14 protein-coding genes are annotated in these 17,011 nt (G+C 50.9%); 1 reads left to right on the forward strand and 13 read right to left on the reverse strand.

Annotated elements, in window-relative coordinates:
- Positions 1 to 207 precede the first annotated feature (207 nt).
- The 12 genes from rlmD to FFM82_RS06070 all read right to left on the reverse strand — a co-directional run bounded on the left by rlmD (position 208) and on the right by FFM82_RS06070 (position 14,933).
- A complete protein-coding gene (gene rlmD / locus FFM82_RS06015) occupies positions 208 to 1,581 on the reverse strand; it encodes a 23S rRNA (uracil(1939)-C(5))-methyltransferase RlmD (RefSeq protein ID WP_137644969.1) in 1,374 nt (457 codons plus the stop codon).
- 140 nt (positions 1,582 to 1,721) lie between these two features.
- On the reverse strand, positions 1,722 to 2,735 hold the full coding sequence (locus FFM82_RS06020) for a diacylglycerol kinase (protein WP_137644970.1): 1,014 nt from the start codon (positions 2,733 to 2,735) through the stop codon (positions 1,722 to 1,724).
- 145 nt (positions 2,736 to 2,880) lie between these two features.
- Positions 2,881 to 4,305, reverse strand: coding sequence for an Asp-tRNA(Asn)/Glu-tRNA(Gln) amidotransferase subunit GatB (gene gatB / locus FFM82_RS06025; protein ID WP_137644971.1), 1,425 nt, complete (start codon positions 4,303 to 4,305; stop codon positions 2,881 to 2,883).
- Positions 4,305 to 5,768, reverse strand: coding sequence for an Asp-tRNA(Asn)/Glu-tRNA(Gln) amidotransferase subunit GatA (gene gatA / locus FFM82_RS06030; RefSeq protein ID WP_137644972.1), 1,464 nt, complete (start codon positions 5,766 to 5,768; stop codon positions 4,305 to 4,307). Before gatA ends, gatB begins: the two co-directional genes overlap by 1 nt.
- Positions 5,768 to 6,103, reverse strand: coding sequence for an Asp-tRNA(Asn)/Glu-tRNA(Gln) amidotransferase subunit GatC (gatC, locus tag FFM82_RS06035; RefSeq protein ID WP_137644973.1), 336 nt, complete (start codon positions 6,101 to 6,103; stop codon positions 5,768 to 5,770). Before gatC ends, gatA begins: the two co-directional genes overlap by 1 nt.
- A 29-nt stretch (positions 6,104 to 6,132) precedes the next feature.
- On the reverse strand, positions 6,133 to 7,308 hold the full coding sequence (locus FFM82_RS06040; RefSeq protein WP_137644974.1) for a CamS family sex pheromone protein: 1,176 nt from the start codon (positions 7,306 to 7,308) through the stop codon (positions 6,133 to 6,135).
- Positions 7,305 to 9,347 carry an NAD-dependent DNA ligase LigA gene (ligA, locus tag FFM82_RS06045; RefSeq protein WP_137644975.1) on the reverse strand — a complete coding sequence of 681 codons (2,043 nt, stop codon included), beginning with the start codon at positions 9,345 to 9,347 and terminating at the stop codon, positions 7,305 to 7,307. The genes FFM82_RS06040 and ligA overlap by 4 nt, the downstream gene beginning before the upstream one ends.
- A 19-nt stretch (positions 9,348 to 9,366) precedes the next feature.
- On the reverse strand, positions 9,367 to 11,631 hold the full coding sequence (gene pcrA / locus FFM82_RS06050) for a DNA helicase PcrA (protein WP_137644976.1): 2,265 nt from the start codon (positions 11,629 to 11,631) through the stop codon (positions 9,367 to 9,369).
- A gap of 197 nt (positions 11,632 to 11,828) precedes the next feature.
- Positions 11,829 to 12,992: a 5-(carboxyamino)imidazole ribonucleotide synthase gene (locus FFM82_RS06055; RefSeq protein WP_137645047.1), complete on the reverse strand. Its 1,164-nt coding sequence runs from the start codon at positions 12,990 to 12,992 to the stop codon at positions 11,829 to 11,831.
- Between the two features lie 111 nt (positions 12,993 to 13,103).
- Entirely contained in the window at positions 13,104 to 13,649 is a 546-nt protein-coding gene (locus tag FFM82_RS06060) for a DUF2179 domain-containing protein (protein WP_137644977.1), read from the reverse strand.
- A 21-nt stretch (positions 13,650 to 13,670) separates the two neighbouring features.
- Positions 13,671 to 14,255 carry a xanthine phosphoribosyltransferase gene (locus tag FFM82_RS06065; RefSeq protein WP_137644978.1) on the reverse strand — a complete coding sequence of 195 codons (585 nt, stop codon included), beginning with the start codon at positions 14,253 to 14,255 and terminating at the stop codon, positions 13,671 to 13,673.
- A gap of 36 nt (positions 14,256 to 14,291) precedes the next feature.
- Positions 14,292 to 14,933 (reverse strand): glycoside hydrolase family 73 protein, encoded by a 642-nt coding sequence (locus FFM82_RS06070; RefSeq protein WP_137644979.1) that lies wholly within the window; start codon positions 14,931 to 14,933, stop codon positions 14,292 to 14,294.
- A gap of 132 nt (positions 14,934 to 15,065) precedes the next feature.
- On the opposite strand from FFM82_RS06070, the gene FFM82_RS06075 reads away from it, so the two are divergent.
- A complete protein-coding gene (locus FFM82_RS06075) occupies positions 15,066 to 16,037 on the forward strand; it encodes a Gfo/Idh/MocA family protein (protein WP_137644980.1) in 972 nt (323 codons plus the stop codon).
- Between the two features lie 46 nt (positions 16,038 to 16,083).
- Here FFM82_RS06075 and FFM82_RS06080 read toward each other — a convergent pair whose 3' ends face one another.
- Positions 16,084 to 16,998 carry a prenyltransferase gene (locus tag FFM82_RS06080; protein ID WP_137644981.1) on the reverse strand — a complete coding sequence of 305 codons (915 nt, stop codon included), beginning with the start codon at positions 16,996 to 16,998 and terminating at the stop codon, positions 16,084 to 16,086.
- Positions 16,999 to 17,011: the final 13 nt, after the last annotated feature.

Raw genomic sequence — 17,011 nt, forward strand, 5'->3', positions numbered from 1 at the left:
TGGTCGACTAGATTGTAGCACAGGACGGTATGTCCTTTTGTTGTGCATAAAAAATGGTGTTGATGGTTTTTATCCATCAACACCAAATATCATAGAGCCTTAATAAAGAGCCTGAAAAATAAAAATGACCCAATTCCAAACATCAAAGGAATTGGGTCATTTTCAATTAAGCATACCCACCGTTATTTCGGCGTTTTCAGCTTATTATTAGTCTTTGCGTTCCAACACCGTCACACTTTCAATGTGCGGCGTCTGTGGGAATTGGTCGACCGGTTGGACCGGTGCGCTGATCTGGTAGCCGTATTCTGCGAACCGTTGAACGTCGCGAACTAACGTGGACGGGTTGCAGCTGATGTAAACGACCTTCTTCGGCGCCATTTCACCGGCACTCTTGATGAAGTCGGCGTCCAACCCTTTGCGGGGCGGATCAACGACGATTACGTCCGGTTGAACGCCGTCTTCCTGCCACTGTGCCATGACTTTCTCGGCACTGCCGAGCACGAACTTAGCGTTCTTAATGTCGTTCTTATCGGCGTTTTGTTTGGCGTTCTCAACGGCGGCCGGCACGATTTCAACCCCGTAAACCTGCTTGGCGTGTTGCGCCATCGTTAGTGAAATCGTCCCGATTCCGGAATAGGCATCGATCACGGTTTCTTTGCCAGTCAAGCCAGCTTGGTCGATGGCTAACTGGTACAACTTTTCAGTTTGTTGCGGGTTGACTTGGTAAAACGACTGAGCGGAAATCGCAAAGGTTAAACCAAGTAACTGGTCATCAATCGTTGACTTACCGGCTAACACGTTGTTATCCGGTCCTAAAATGACGTTAGTCTTCTTTTGGTTCACGTTTTGAATAACACTAACGACTTCTGGTAAGGCCGCTTGGATTTCCTTCGTGATAACGTCGGCCATTGGTAAGTGCTTGGTCCGCGTCACAATGACGACCATCATTTCGTGGCTGTAATAACCGCGCCGGACCATGATCGTCCGAATTGTCCCACTGTGGTGAAATTCATCGTAAGCCGCTTCGTGGTACTTCCGTAAAATATCGCGGATAACCACGATAGCTTTATCAATTTCGGGATCCTGGATGTAGTAATCTTCAATTGGCATCAATTGGTGACTGTTCTTCTTGTAAAAACCAGTCGTCAACTTACCCTGTACCTGGCGCACCGGCACTTGGGCCTTGTTACGGTACTGGGTCGGATTAGCCATCCCAATCGTTGGTAAAACTTCAACGTCGTCCATGTGCACCTTCGCGAATAGTTCGGCCACTTGGTGCTGCTTGAACTTCAACTGTTCCGGGTAAGCCAAGTGTTGCAGTGGTGCGATCCCGGTCTGCCGGTAAACGCGGCCCTTCGGATTGACCCGGTGTGGGCTGACCTGGTTGATCTTAACCACTTCACCGAACGCAAAGTTCTTAGCGGTCTTCGTCACCTTGACCGTAATTTTTTCTTCCGGTAAAGCATTTTCGATAAAGATTGGGTAGTTATCGACCTTAGCGACACCCATCCCCTGATAAGTCAGATCGATAATCGTCACGTCAAGTTCTTCGCCCTTATGGACTGGTAAATTAAGTTTCATTTGTATCCTCGAATTTCTTTTAGTTGGCTGGGCAACGCACGTCACCCGCTAAGTGACAAGTTTAGTCGTTGGGACGGTTCGCCGCCCCCGTAAAAAAATTACCGCTCCCCATTTTATAGGTAAACGGTAATTTTAGCAAGCTATTCAGATTGCGAATCAGCGTTCGGTTGGTCAGCCAGTTGGTCGACCGCCGAAACGAAGTGGCGTTCCGCGTCCTCAATTTCAGGATCCGTAATCGCCGCTTCCGGAATCCGGTCGGTATCCGCAAACATTTCAATGTGTTGTTTCAAGTTCCGGAACGTCATCGGGGCATCGCCACCGTACTCACCGTCAATGTTGATCATCAGGCGGTCCTTCGGTGACTTGGCCACCACCTTATGGGTCTTCACGTAAATGATACTTGGATCGTTGATGTGCTTACCACCGTTGAGGACCAGTGTCATCAGGTGCAGCATCTTCGCCAAGTTCCCGGTCTTCACGATGATCATCGTGAACTTACCGTCATCCAGTGAGGCGTCCGGTACCAGTTGTTCAAAGCCGCCAACCGAATTAGTCAGCGCTAAGAAGAACATCGAAGCCTTACCCATAAAGTGACCACCGTCATACTTCAAATCCATCTCAACCGGCTTGACCCGCGGTAACAGCTCGGCCCCCTTTGCCAGGTAGGCCGCGTAGCCGAAAATCGACTTTAACTGCGATGGTACGTCATAAGTCAATTCCGTCAGCAGACCACCAGCTGCGATGTTGATAAAGTACTGGTCACCCGCTTGGCCGATATCCATCTTGACCGTTTGGTTTTTCAAGACCACTTTAGCCGCCGCGACCGGATCATCGCGCGGAATCCGAAGTGCGCGGGCGTAGTCGTTGGTCGTCCCGGCCGGGATAATCGCCATTTTTGGGCGCCGCTTTAAGCCGGCAAGCCCATTAACAACTTGGTTAATGGTGCCGTCACCACCGGCCGCCACGATCAGTTCGAAACCGTCCTTAGCGCAGCGGCGGGCTTCATCAGCCGCCGAATTTGGCGCCGGCGTGGTCGCATACGCGCTAGTTTCGTAACCAGCCTGTTCAAAAATACCCAGAATTTGGACCAGGTCGTGAGCTAACGCTTCCCGTCCCGAAGTGGGATTATAAATAAGTCGTGCCCGTTTACGCATGTTCCTATTCCTCCGAACGCGCGGTATTCGGCACTGAACACGCTAAAAGGACCCGCGCCAAATTAATTTGGTAGGTGTCCTTTTTAACGCGTTACACCGTCAGCACCCGCGGCAACTTGCCGTAAGCGCTGATCAGTATCCGGTTTTACCGTGCTTTTAATGATGTCATCAATAATTTATTAACCACTTTCGGGTTAGCTTGTCCGCGAGTCTTCTTCATGATTTGACCCACTAAGTAACCCACGGCGCGGTCCTTCCCGTTCTTGAAGTCTTCGATCGACTGGTCGTTGTTATCCAGGACGTCGTCGACGATCGGTTGTAACTTCGCTGGGTCGGACAATTGGACTAAGCCCTTGTCATTGACCCACTTAACGGGTTCCGTCCCGGCCATAATGGCTTTAAAGACCTTCTTAGCGATTTTACTTGAAATCGTTTCGTCGGAGATCATCTTAATCATGCCGGCCAAGTGTTCCGGTGTCAAGTCGGTTGCTAACAAGCCAACCTTATTTTCGTTCAGGTAGGCGTTAACGTCCCCTTGCAGGTAGTTCGAGGCTAATTTCGGATCTGCCCCCTGCGCAACGGTGGCGTCAAAGAAATCGGACATTTCCTTAGTTTGCGTCAAGACCCCGGCATCGTAGGCCGTCAAACCAAACTGGTTAATGTAACGGTCGCGCCGTGAGCCCGGCATTTCGGGAATCGTGGCTTGGACTTCCTTGATCCAGTCATCGTCAATGTTGACGGCTGGAATATCTGGTTCTGGGAAGTAACGGTAATCGTCGCTACCTTCCTTCACCCGCATTAAAATCGTCTGGCCGGTCGTTTCATCAAAACGACGGGTTTCCTGTTGAACCTTGCCGCCGGACATTAAGACCCGTTGCTGGCGTTGTTCCTCGTATTCCAAGGATTTCCGGACGTAGTTGAAGGAGTTCAAGTTCTTCATTTCGGTCTTAACTCCGTACTTGTCAGAACCCGCTGGTCGAATCGAAATGTTAACGTCGACCCGCATTGAACCTTCTTCCATCTTAACGTCGGAAACACCGGTAAATTGGATCCGTTGGCGTAACGCTTCACAGTAAGCGTAGGCTTCGGCCGGTGAATTGATTTCCGGTTTCGACACGATTTCGATCAACGGCGTGCCTTGCCGGTTCAAGTCAACGTAAGAATAGTCGCTTTCGTGGGTGTTTTTCCCAGCATCTTCTTCGATGTGCATCTCTTCAATGCCGACCTTTTTCTTCTTACCGTCAACTTCAATCTCAATCCAGCCGTCGTGCGCGATTGGCTTTTCGTGCTGGGTAATTTGGTAAGCCTTCGGGTTATCCGGGTAGAAGTAGTTCTTCCGGTCGAAGTACGTATGGTGTTCAATCTCCGCGTGTAACGCGGTTGCTGCTTTGATCCCGGCTTCAACGACGCCCTTGTTCGGCGTTGGTAAGACCCCGGGATATCCCCAGTCGATCACGTTCGTGTTGGCGTTTGGTTCGGCACCAAATTGCACGGGTGACGGACTAAAGATTTTGGAATTGGTCTTTAATTCAACGTGGACTTCCAGCCCAATGGTTGTCACAAAATTCATTAGTTAGCACCTCCGACTTCTGGGGTCTGCTTATGCACGTCCGTTGCTTGTTCGAACGCGTAGCCCGCTTTATAAAGCGTGCTTTCATCAAACGGTTTCCCAATCAACTGTAAGCCGACCGGTAAGCCATCCGCAAAGCCCGCTGGAACCGACATCCCTGGTAACCCGGCTAAGTTGACCGGAATCGTTAAGACGTCGTTCATGTACATCGTAATCGGGTCGGAAATTTCATCACCGATCTTGAAGGCCGGCGTTGGTGCAACCGGACCTAAGATCAAGTCGTAGTCTTCAAAGACCTTCTTAAAGTCGTTAATGATCAGCGTCCGTACCTGGCCCGCTTTATGGAAGTAAGCGTCGTAGTAACCGGCTGACAGTGAGAACGTCCCGAGCATGATGCGGCGTTTCACTTCGTCGCCAAAACCTTCGGAACGGCTGCGAACGTAAACGTCTTCCAAATTCTTAACGTCTTCGGCCCGGAAACCGTAGCGAATCCCGTCGAAACGTTGTAAGTTCGACGAGGCTTCGGAAGACGCGATAATGTAGTATGCGGCCACGCCGTAACGGCTATGTGGCAAGGAAACTTCTTCAACGGTCGCCCCTAAGGCTTCGAACTGCTTAACGGCGTTTTCGATAACTTCGCGGACCTTAGGATCGATTCCCTTATCCATGTATTCCTTTGGTAAGGCGATTTTCATGCCCTTAACGTTACCGTCTAAACCGGCCGTAAAGTCCGGCACCGTCTGTTTCGAGGAAGTCCCGTCGTGCTGGTCGTAACCGGCAATCATGTTTAAGGCGGCGGCGTTATCCTTCACGCTGCGCGTCAGTGGCCCGATTTGATCCAATGACGAGCCAAAGGCAATCAAGCCCCAACGTGAAACCCGGCCGTACGTCGGCTTCATCCCAACGACGCCGTTAAAGGAAGCTGGTTGGCGAATCGAGCCCCCGGTATCGGAACCGAACGCAACCGGCACCTGACCAGAAGCGACGGCAACCGCCGAACCACCCGAAGACCCACCGGGAACGCGGCTAACGTCCCACGGGTTGCGGGTCACTTTGAACGCGGAATTTTCGGTCGAACCACCCATGGCAAATTCATCCATGTTGTTCTTCCCAATGATGACCGCGTCGTTAGCACGCATCTTTTCAACTACCGTTGCGTCATATACCGGCACAAAGTGTTCCAACATCTTGGAAGCCGCGGTCGTCGTTAAGTCCTTGGTCATAATATTATCTTTGACCGCCACCGGAATCCCAGCCATCAACTTGTCCGGGTCGATTCCCTTGGCATCAATGTCAGCAGCTTGTTTCAAAACGGCTTCTTCATTGAGGTTTAAGAACGCGCCTAATTGCGGATCCACGGCCCGTAAGTTTTCAAAAGTGGCCTTGGCTAAATCTACCGCACTGATCTTTTTAGCAACTAAATCAGCGTGTAAGCTGGTTAAATCCTGGTCGAAATAGTTCATTATTCGCCGTCCCCACTTTCATCAATAATCGCCGGTACCTTAATTAAGCCGTTCGCCGTTTCCGGTGCGTTCTTAAGTAGGGCTTGGCGTAAGGCTTCGTCACTCTTAACGGCCTTATCGGGACGCATGTTGGCTTGACCCAACCGATTGGTGTCGTCGTCTAAGCGCATGGTTGCCGGAACGTCGGTCGTATCGACCGCGCTTAATTCTTCAAACATCCCAATAATCTTTTCAAGTTGTCCCGTAAAGGTACCGAGTTCGTCGGCGGTAAATTCCAGCTTAGCTAGGCCCGCAACGTGTTGTACTTGTTCGGCATTGATTCGCTCTTCAGCCATCAAATTTCCTTCTTTCTTCAATCTACTGATTAATTATTCCCCTGGTCACTAAAGACGTGGGTGTAGTACGAGCTGCCCTTCGCCGTCCGCGCTAAGAAACTCTGAATATCGCCATTGGCACTCTTGATCGTAATTTCGACCGGTACCCCGGATGGCAAGTAGCGCTTAGCAGCCGTGGAGACGTACTGGGTGAAACTGATAATTTCGGTTTCACTGTAAAATTTGGTCGTAATGTTCACGCTCAGCTTACTCAAGGACTTGTCCTTATAGTGGGCATTCGCCGTCACTCCCGAAAGGTTCGGGAAGAAGTTTTGAACGTGCGACTTAAACGAACTAAAGTCCGATTCATCATTATTGTTGGCGCCGGCGTTCTTCGATTCGGACGTCGCTGGGAACACGTAGTTATTCCAGTTCAGGCTCTTCCAGTCAGAAACCGAGGTTGAGCCGTTTTTCGAAACGGCGTAACCAATCATGTTACCACCGACTAAACTATCGTTTGACGACTGTTTATATAGTGCCAGCACGATCGGCACGTTTTTCAACGAAGACCGTTGCCGTAACCGTTGTAAGACCTTATTAGCCATTTTCTTCCCCTGAGCAGTTAGTTCAGTGGTCGAAATCTTGGTTTCATAAGTCGCCCCGTATTGAACCTTGGTGTAGTAATCGACCGAGTTCAAACCGAGTCCAATCGTTACGCCGCCAAGTGACAACTTACTGCCATTTTGCACCATGTAATCTTGTTCTTCCAACTGTTGCAAGTAAATCGGGTTCCGGGTCGTCTCGCCCTTTTTACCGTTATCCTTCGGGTTCAAACCGCTCTGATTAGACTTGGAGTAACGTCCCAACCAGTTTTCAACGGTCGACGACTTCAGGTACTGCCCCTCTTGCATGACGTACTTATCGGTTGAAAAGACCTTCTTAGAAACGTCTAACAGTCCGATTTCAAAACTCTTCAGGTTCATCACGTTGTCATTTTGTGACACGTTGACCCCGCGCGACTTGCTAGTCCGGTACTGACCGTTCTTGATGACGCCTTCGTAGTCGTCACTGGTCGTTGTCCCGGTCGTGGTCGTTGTCTTGGAACCGGTCGTCGTGTTGCTGGTACTGTTAGCGCCAAACGACGAATTTTTCAAATTCCCACAACCAGCCAATACTAGGGCGGCAACTGCCACCAGACCGATCATGCGTATGCGTTTGATCCTCACGCTTGTTGATCCTCCCTCATGGTTTCGTCGAACCGGGCTTCGTCCCAAACGGGTACTTCGAGCTGTTGCGCCTTTTGCAACTTACTCCCGGCATCCGTTCCGGCGACGACCAGGTCCGTCTTCTTAGAAACACTTCCGGTCACCTTCGCACCGTGGGCTTGCAACCAAGCCGTGGCGTCCGCCCGGGTAAAGCTTTGCAGCTTCCCGGTCAGCACGACGCGCTTGCCCGCAAACCAACTGTCACTGTCTTCAGCAACCGTTTCACTCGGACCCTGGTAAGTGGTATTAACGTTGACGGCCTGTAATTCCGCAATCAACGTCTTCGCCCCGTCGTTGGCAAAATACTGCACGACCGCGTTGGCAATAATATCACCCATCGAATCGATGACGGCAATTTCCGCCTGGTCAGCTGCCATCAACGCTTCAATTGTCCCGAAGTGTTGGGCAATCAAGCGGGCGGCCTTAGCCCCGACGTGGCGAATCCCGAGTCCGAATAATAAACGTTCAAGTGAATTATTACGGCTACGGTCAATCGCTGTCAAGAGCTTAGCCGCAGATTTATCCTTTATTTTATCTAAACTTAAGAGCTGATCGGTCGTTAACTGGTACAACCCGGCCACGTCTTTCACCAGGCCCTTTTCATAGAGCTGACCAATGATCCGCGGTCCTAAGCCGTCAATGTTCATCGCGTTACGGGAGGCGAAGTGGACCAAGCCTTCCTGAACCTGCGCAGGACACAACGGGTTGACACACCGCAGGGCAACTTCGTCTTCTAAATGAACGAGGTCGGCGCCACACGACGGGCAGTGCGTCGGAATCGGTAACGGTTCGGCATCTTTAGGTCGTTTATCTAAATCGACCGCTGAGATTTCAGGGATAATATCCCCAGCTTTATGCAGCAAGACCGTGTCGCCGATGCGAACGTCCTTGGCGTTCACGTAGTCCGGGTTATGCAGCGAAGCCCGCGCAACCGTCGTCCCGGCAAGTTGAACCGGGTCCATGATGGCCGTTGGCGTTACGACGCCGGTCCGACCGACCGTCCACTCAACGTCCAGTAACTTGGTCGGCTGTTCGTCCGGTGGAAACTTGAAGGCGATCGCCCACCGCGGGACTTTCACGGTGGCCCCTAACTGCCGTTGAAGCGGCAACGGGTTGGCCTTGATCACGATACCATCGATTCCGTACGCCAAGTCAGCGCGCCGGGCTTGATAACGGTCAATGTAATCAAAGACGTCGCTCATCGAGTGCGCAACCTGAAAATCGGGGTTAATTTGAAAGCCGAGGTCGGCAAATTCTTCCAACATGTCGCTTTGGGTTCGCGCCGTCAGCACGTCGTAATCGGCCACGTTATACATGAAAGTGCTGAGTTGGCGTTCCGCCGTCACCTTCGAATCTAACTGCCGTAACGAACCAGCTGCAGCGTTGCGCGGATTGGCAAAGACACTTTCGCCAGCCGCTTCACGCTTTTCGTTCAGGGCGGCAAAGGCGGCTTTCGGCATGTAACACTCGCCGCGCACGTCGATCGTTAGCGGCTTGGTCAACTGGTGCGGAATCGAGTCGATTGTCATGATATTTTCAGTAATATCTTCACCAATCGAACCGTTGCCCCGGGTCGACCCCTGGACCAGTCGGCCATTTTCATAACGTAGCGAGAGCGCCAGCCCGTCAATTTTCAATTCGCAATTATAGTCGAACGGGTCACCGACATTTTGCACTAACCGGTCGTTGAATTCCTGTAACTCGGCTTGTGAAAAGACGTCGCCGAGTGACAGCATCGGAATCTCATGTTGCACCTTGGTAAAGCCGGCTTTGACCGAACCACCGACTAAGCGGGTCGGCGAATCGGCGGTTACGAGTTGCGGGTAGGCACGTTCCAACGCAATTAACCGTTCATAATCGTGGTCATAAACGTCATCTTCAACACTGGGGGCGTCGTTATCATAATACTCACGCCGCCACTGGTTCAGCCGCGCCCGTAACGTTGCTGCTTGTTTGGCCGCTTGGTCTGCGGTCAGTTTGTCGACTGGTTGTTCTGCCATCCCAAAAACCTCCTTACCGTTAGTCCTGAACCTTCTTGATCGGGGCAAAGGCGGCTAAGAGCCGCTTGATGCCTTCCGACTTAAAGGCAATGTCTAGTTCAGCGTCTTCACCGGCACCGCTAACTTTGACGACCGTTCCGGTCCCCCATTTGCGATGAGTAACCTTGTCACCGATCGCCCAACTATTTTTATCCGCACCGGTACCGGTTTGTTTCTTAACGGTTGCCCGTGTCCCGACCGGATTCTTCTTATAAGTTGGCGTAAACGCCCGCCGTTCACGGGCATTGCCGAACGGAACGTCGGGACCACTACTGCGCCCGTCCAACGTATTTTCATTCTTGATCAAACTCGGATCGATTTCTTCAATGAACCGGGAAGCCGGGTTGTTCTGCCGCCGCCCGTACAACATCCGTGAATAGGCGTTGGTGAGGTATAACTTCTTCTCCGCCCGGGTAATCCCAACGTAGGCTAACCGGCGTTCTTCTTCCAATTCGTCCTCGTCCATCATGGCCCGCGATAACGGGAAGATGCCGTCTTCCATCCCAATCATGAAGACGACCGGAAATTCAAGCCCCTTGGCCGCGTGCAGCGTCATCAGGGTCACCGCCTGCGGTTCCTCTTCGACGTTATCAATGTCCGAAACTAACGCTAGGTCGGCTAAGAAATCAACAAACTTATCACTGTCTTCGTCTTCTGGGTGGTAGCTATCATCAAATTGTTTCGTTACTGATAAGAATTCTTCGATGTTTTCGATTCGGGCCTGGGCTTCCAACGACTTCGACGCAACTTGGTCTTTCAGCATCTTCATGTAGCCACTGCGGTCCAAGATTTCGTTCGTCAGGTCGGTCACCGATAGGTACTCGCGCATGGCGCGTAACTCGTTGATAATCGCCGCAAACTTGCTGAGGGAACCCTTGGCACGGGTTGAGATGCCGTTAGCCATGTCCACGTTGCTGGCCGCTTCAAGCATTGAATAACCCGCTTCATCGGCGAACAAGCGTAATTTTTCAACACTAGTTTGACCAATCCCGCGCTTCGGTTCGTTGACGACCCGTTCAAAGTTCATCGAATCCTGATCGTTAACCACTAACGTTAAGTAGGACAAAACGTCACGAATTTCTTTACGGTCGTAGAACTTATTCCCGCCAACCATCGTGTAGGGAATGTTGGCCTTGACCAGTGATTCTTCCATTACCCGCGACTGAGCGTTAGTCCGATACAGGATGGCAAAGTCGCCGTAGTTGAACTGCTTTTGCTGCATGTTTTCTTGAATCTTCGAAATCACAAAGTGGGTCTCGTCACTTTCGCTTTGACCACGGTAGTAAGAAATTAAATCCCCGTTAGTATTTTCGGTCCATAACTTCTTTGGTCGCCGGGTCGTGTTGTGATTGATAACGGCGTTGGCCGCCGCCAGAATCGTCTTGGTCGAACGGTAATTTTGTTCCAACATGACGGTGTCGGCTTGCGGATAATCCTTTTCAAAATCCAGGATATTTTCCATATTGGCGCCCCGCCAACCGTAGATCGATTGGTCGGCATCCCCGACCACGCACAGGTTCTTATACTGGTCAGCTAACATGTTAACCAATGTGTACTGGGCGTTGTTAGTATCTTGGTATTCGTCAACGTGAATGTAGTGGAATTTATTTTGGTACCACTGTAGCGTTTCCTTATGTTGTTTGAATAATTGGATGGTCAGCATAATCAGGTCGTCAAAATCCACGGCCTGGTCGGCAGCCAGTTCACGCTGATACTGCAAATAAACGTCGGCAACGACGCTTTCAAACGGGCTGGCCGCCGATTCCTTATACATTTCCGGCGTCTGTAAATCGTTCTTGGCGTTGGAAATTGCTGATAAGATCGAGCGCGGGTCAAACTTTTTGGAATCAATGTTTTGTTCCGTTAAGATGCGCTTGACCAACGTCCGCTGTTCACTGGTTCCGGCAATCGTAAATGCCCGGTTATAGCCAATTTGCTCGATATCGCGCCGGAGGATCCGGACACACAGGGCGTGGAAGGTCGAGACCCACACGTCCTGGGCCGAATCACCCAGCAGTTTACCGACCCGTTCACGCATTTCGCGGGCGGCCTTGTTAGTAAAGGTAATCGCTAAAACGTTCCAGGGATTGACCCCTTTTTCTTCAATCAAATATGCTACCCGGTGCGTCAAAACCCGAGTTTTCCCCGAGCCGGCACCAGCCATGATCAGTAGCGGTCCTTCTGTGTCTAATACGGCTTCTTGTTGCTTGTCATTCATTCCTGCCAATAGGCTTTCTTTCGACACGCTGTTCGCCACCCTTTCTAAAAATCAGTCAACAAATATTATAGCAAATTTTGCCCGTGTATGCTGGATTTTAAGGCGTTGCGCTGAACTTTAATCCGCAATCAATCATGAAACCGTGTTCGCCTTTGTTCGCCTGCCCCCTTATCTGAACAACGCGGCAAAAAAAGCCGTCAGCATCCCACTGACGACTCCGTTCGCTAATCATCGGGTTGGTCTTGTGACCGCTCCTGATGAAAATTCCAAATATTCGTATCATCGATCTGATCCAGAGCTTCCTTGACCGTTGGCGCCTCAACCAGCACGTGGCCGGCCACCGGTGCCTTATTGGCTTGGAGGCGCGTCCGGTGGTAAAAGTTGAAGAACCAGTTAGTTTTGATCTGCCACTGGGTGCGAATACCGCTTTCCTGTGCCGGGGTGAAATAAACCGCGACGACTGGTAACAATAACTTGACCGGCATCAACGGTAAACCCGCAATCGCCCGCAGGTGTTGTTCAGCCATACTAATGTTGGTGGCACGGTCAAAGACGTAGCCGGCCGAATGCATCGTCGGCACGACCCGCTTAACGTACAAGTTACCGCTCTTCGTCAGGAAGAAGGCCACTTCAAACACGCCGGTATAAGTTAAGTTCGCACTGATTTCCTGCGTGATCCGCCGCATTTCGGCATCAACCCCACTGTCAATCTGGGCCGGCACGATGGTCGCAATCAACTCGTGGTCGCGGTAGCGATTTTCAACCGTTGGGAAGAAGACCGTGGTCGTACTGTTTTTAGCCACAAAGACCGACAGTTCCTTTTCGTACGGAATCAGGGATTCCAGTAAGTAGGTCCCCCAATCCAGTAAGTCGGCCGCCTTAACGATATCAGACTGGGTCTTAATCACTAACTGGCGGTTTTGACCGAGCCCCTTTTGAATCGGCTTTAAAATGCTGGGATATCCGATCGAACCGATCGACTGGTAAACGTCGTCCAGGCTAACGATGGTCGCAGAGGGCGCCACGTTCAAGTTTAACTGACTAAAGAACGCCCGTTCAAGCGAGCGGTCCTGCATAATTTCTAAGGCGTCAACGCCCTGTGGCACCCGCGTGTGAGCGGCCAAAAAGTTGATGACCGCGGCATCGATCGTTTCGGATTCGTAAGTTACCACGTCACAACGTTCCGCAAAATTTTGTAAGCGGTGCTGATCGTTGTACGCGCCGACAACGCGAAAATCTGCCAGTTCCATGGTCTCGGTATTCTCATTATCACCGTATACTCCGACATTAATGCCAGCATTCCGCGCGGCAATGACCAAGCCAACACCATTGGTACTACTCCCAATGATGCCGAGGGTACCACCTGGGTTTAAAATCGAGTTGTCCACTTCAGTCCCTACTTTCTTATCCATTTCAATATTCCATTCACGGGACCGTTAACTGCCCCGCTTTCCGTAAATTAATGATACTTGGTGCACAGGGGGCTTGCAAGTCCCACTTTATAATTTTCGCCGGGCGTTGCGGTGTTTGACCCGCTTGACCCAGAAACCGCCGGAAATGTAGCGCGGTTCGTAAGCAATCACGAAGGCGTTCGGCGTCTGTTCCTTGATCAACGTGTATAATCGGCGCTCATTCTTACGCGGCGCCAGAATGTCTAACTGAAGCCGTTCGCCTTCTAACCCGTATGCGATGTGCTGGGTCACCCCAAAGCCGTTTTCCCGTAAGACACCGGGTAACGCTGACTTGGGGTCCGGTAAGATGACCGCGATCATCGTGTAGCCTAGCGCCAACTTATCTTCAATGACCATCCCAACGTAAACGCCGACCCCGTAACCAACCGCGTAAACGAGCAAGTTGAGGGGATTATCCAGCCGGTTAAGGACTAATGACAATCCCAACACGTAAATCGTTATTTCAATCACGCTGGCAAAGGCCGCAAAGTAGCGATACCCCCGCATAACGAGTAAAAACCGCAACGTATTTAACGTAATGTAAACAAAGTTAATACCAAAGATCAGGACTAACATCCCAACTTCGATTCGCATGAACGCCCCCGCTTTCTAATCTTATTTCGTTGTTTCCGATGCAAAGTGGACCCGGTCACCGTCAAACGACGTAATCTGCGCTAACGACACTAACTTCACGCCGCGGTCCGCCACGAGTTCGTGCCCCGTTTGGAAGACCTTTTCGATAACGATGCCGACGCCGGCGATTTCGGCCTTGGCCTGGTCACAAATTTCAAACAACCCTTGAACCGCCTGGCCGTTTGCTAAGAAGTCATCAATTAACAATACTTTATCATCCGCGCCCAAAAATTTCTTGGCAATCGAAATGTGATTGGACGTTTTTTTCGTGTATGAATAAACTTCCGCAGTATACAAGTCATCGATCAACGTCACCGACTTGTGTTTACGGGCAAAAACGACCGGAACGTGGAGCGCCAGTCCCGCCATGACGGCCGGCGCGATGCCGGAAGATTCAACCGTCAACACCTTCGTCACGCCCGCATCCCGAAACGCGTGGGCAAACGCCGTGCCGATACTAAACATCAGGTCGGGGTCGACCTGGTGATTTAAAAAGTTATCGACTTTCAATACTTCGCCGGGCAAGACCCGCCCGTCTTTTAAAATGCGTTCTTCAAGTTCTCGCATAATGACCTCCTATTGATTAAACGTCCAATTTGTTCATTACTTTCTATCATACCGTTCTAAGTTGTATTTTTGAATAATATTAATTATTTTTTGTGCGTAAGTCGGGTCGGTCGCGTAACCAGCCGTTTGTAAGGCCCGGGCTGCCGTTTGGTAATCGGGCGCGGCAACCACCGCGGCGTAGTGCTGGCGATCCCAAGGCGTCCCGTTCGCGAGCTTCTTGGCGTGGTCAACCAACGACGCGTGCCAACTGTCATAAACTCGAAACCGGCGTTTGACCGTATGGTAATCACCGTCATAATATTCCTCGGTCGACATCAACCGGCCAGCTTGAGCGGCGTACGCTTTAACGCCGAATAAATTATTATTCTGCTTGGCGTTGGCGCTTCGTCCCCAGTCCGACTCTAAAATGGCCTGACTCAAACTAATACTGGCCAACACGTGGTACCGTTTTTGTAGCGCCTGAGCGTCCGGCGCCAACTTTTCAATAAATCCCGCGTGGGTCGTCACCGCAACCGGGGTACTGGCCGTCGCCGGCTTATCCGCCCACCCGTGTCTAATCAACGCGCTCAAGCCTAAAACTAGGGCCAACACAATGGCAACGTTAAACCACTGAATCCGCCCACGCCTAACGAATAACCCGGCTTGCCGTTTGCGTTTTTTTCGCCGTTTGGTTGCCATTTTAGTCGCCCCCACTCTAACTTAGTACTTCCATTCTACCGGCTTTCAGTGAAAAGACAAACGGAACCGTCACCATCCACTTTTTTTGGTAAAATAGGGTCAAGTACCATTAATTATAAGGGGGATTTTTTCATGACAAAAAAGTACCGTTGGGCCGTTGTCGGTCTTGGCAACATCGCCCATAGTTTCGTCAATGATTTTAACCAACCGGACGGTGAACTGTACGCGGTTTGCTCACGGTCACAGACCAAGGCCGACCAGTTCGCAGCCGAACATCAAATCCCGAAAGCGTATGGTCAACTGGACGACCTCCTCGCTGACCCAGCCGTTGACATCGTCTACGTGGCAACGCCGCATAACTACCACCTCGCTACCATTTTACCGGCGCTAAAAGCGGGCAAGCACGTCCTAAGCGAAAAGGCCATCACCATGTCGAGTACCGAACTCAATCAAGCCAAAGCCGTGGCTGCCGAAAACGGTGTCGTCTTGGCCGAAGCGATGACGCTCTACCACATGCCGCTCTACCAACGCCTGCACGAAATTACCAAGGAACGACAACTAGGTAAGCTTAAAATGGTGCAAGCCAGCTTCGGTAGTTTCAAGGAACCGGACCCGACCAACCGCTTCTTCAACCCGAACCTGGCCGGTGGCGCCCTCCTCGATATCGGTGTTTACGCCCTGGCCTTCGTTCAAGAATTCTTAACGGCCAAGCCGTTCATTACGGGAACGACCATGCACCGCTTTAGCAGTGGCGTTGACGAAGCCGAAACGATCACGTTACGCAACGCCAATGACGAACTCGCGACCGTCGCCCTCACGTTCCGGGCCAAGATGCCGAAGCAAGGGATCGTCGCTTACGAGAACGGCTACTTTACGGTTAACAGTTACCCACGTGCGGACAGCGCAACCTTTACCGACAGTCAGGGGAAGACCGAAACGATTCACGCCGGCGATACCGCCAACGCGATGAATTACGAAATCGCCGACATGCAACGAATGGTTGCCGGAACGTTACCAAATACCGGGTTAGAAAAAACCACCACCGTCATGGACGTTATGAGCGCTGCTCGTGATCAGTGGGACTACCGCTACCCGTTCGAATAATAACGACGTAAAAAACCGCGACTGGCACGTGCCAATCGCGGTTTCTCTAACCGAAAATCAAGCCTAGTCCCATAAAGACCGCAAACATCAAGCAAATTAAGCTTGCATTTTTAATGGCCAAAATAAAGGTCTCCGTTTTGACCTGGCGCTTTAAAAATAACCGGGTATTTTTAAAAACTGGAATTGCACTGACTAAAGTCAGTAAACTGAACTTTGGTAAAACGCCGATAATCACCGCAATAATGAGGCAACCGTAACCGGCCACGTAGCTCCAAGCAAACACCCGTAACATCGTGGGTTTGCCTAAGTAATACAAAATGGTGTGGCGCCCCAGTGCGATGTCTTCCTGCATATCACAAATGTTATTCGCCAACATAATGTTCGAAATCGCAAAGATCGCCAATCCGGACGCCACTAAAACTTGTCCGGTACCTTTAAAAGTCAGTGCGACCTGATTATATGTATTGATATACACCGCAATCCAAAAGATCATGAATCCCATCGTAAAGCCGGAAAAGAATTCACCAAACGGTCCTGCTGAAATGGGTTTGAGGCCACCCGAATAAAAGTAGCCGACCGCGTAAGAATAAAGTCCCATCCATAACAATGGCAACCCGGTTCGACTAACCAGCCACAATCCCAACAGTAACGAGACCCCACCCAGGCCAAAGGTGATCACCCGGGCCTGCTGAATCGAGATTTGGTTAACCCCAACCACGTTGGTCGTTTCCAAAAACTCACGGTTAGCATCGTTACGCGGTGCATGAAGAAAATCCTGATAATTATCATTCGCGTTAGTCGCCATGTGAAATAACGACGACGCGACGAAAAATAAGGCCAAGTAGCCGAGGTGCACCTGCTGATAATTATAAATTGCGTAGAGCGTCCCCAAGACAAATGGTAAGACGCTCGCAATTAAAGACTTAATCTCGACAAATTCGAGAAAAACTTTCGGTTTCACAAAATCAGTCCCC

It is taken from the genome of Lactiplantibacillus plajomi, from assembly GCF_005405405.1.
Taxonomy (GTDB): domain Bacteria; phylum Bacillota; class Bacilli; order Lactobacillales; family Lactobacillaceae; genus Lactiplantibacillus; species Lactiplantibacillus plajomi.

Excerpts from the sequence above, each read along its gene's own strand:
- rlmD (WP_137644969.1), bottom strand. The coding sequence starts at position 1,581 with ATGAAACTTAATTTACCAGTCCATAAGGGCGAAGAACTTGACGTGACG.
- FFM82_RS06020 (WP_137644970.1), bottom strand. The coding sequence starts at position 2,735 with ATGCGTAAACGGGCACGACTTATTTATAATCCCACTTCGGGACGGGAA.
- gatB (WP_137644971.1), bottom strand. The coding sequence starts at position 4,305 with ATGAATTTTGTGACAACCATTGGGCTGGAAGTCCACGTTGAATTAAAG.
- gatA (WP_137644972.1), bottom strand. The coding sequence starts at position 5,768 with ATGAACTATTTCGACCAGGATTTAACCAGCTTACACGCTGATTTAGTT.
- gatC (WP_137644973.1), bottom strand. The coding sequence starts at position 6,103 with ATGGCTGAAGAGCGAATCAATGCCGAACAAGTACAACACGTTGCGGGC.
- ligA (WP_137644975.1), bottom strand. The coding sequence starts at position 9,347 with ATGGCAGAACAACCAGTCGACAAACTGACCGCAGACCAAGCGGCCAAA.
- FFM82_RS06060 (WP_137644977.1), bottom strand. The coding sequence starts at position 13,649 with ATGCGAATCGAAGTTGGGATGTTAGTCCTGATCTTTGGTATTAACTTT.
- FFM82_RS06065 (WP_137644978.1), bottom strand. The coding sequence starts at position 14,255 with ATGCGAGAACTTGAAGAACGCATTTTAAAAGACGGGCGGGTCTTGCCC.
- FFM82_RS06070 (WP_137644979.1), bottom strand. The coding sequence starts at position 14,933 with ATGGCAACCAAACGGCGAAAAAAACGCAAACGGCAAGCCGGGTTATTC.
- FFM82_RS06075 (WP_137644980.1), top strand. The coding sequence starts at position 15,066 with ATGACAAAAAAGTACCGTTGGGCCGTTGTCGGTCTTGGCAACATCGCC.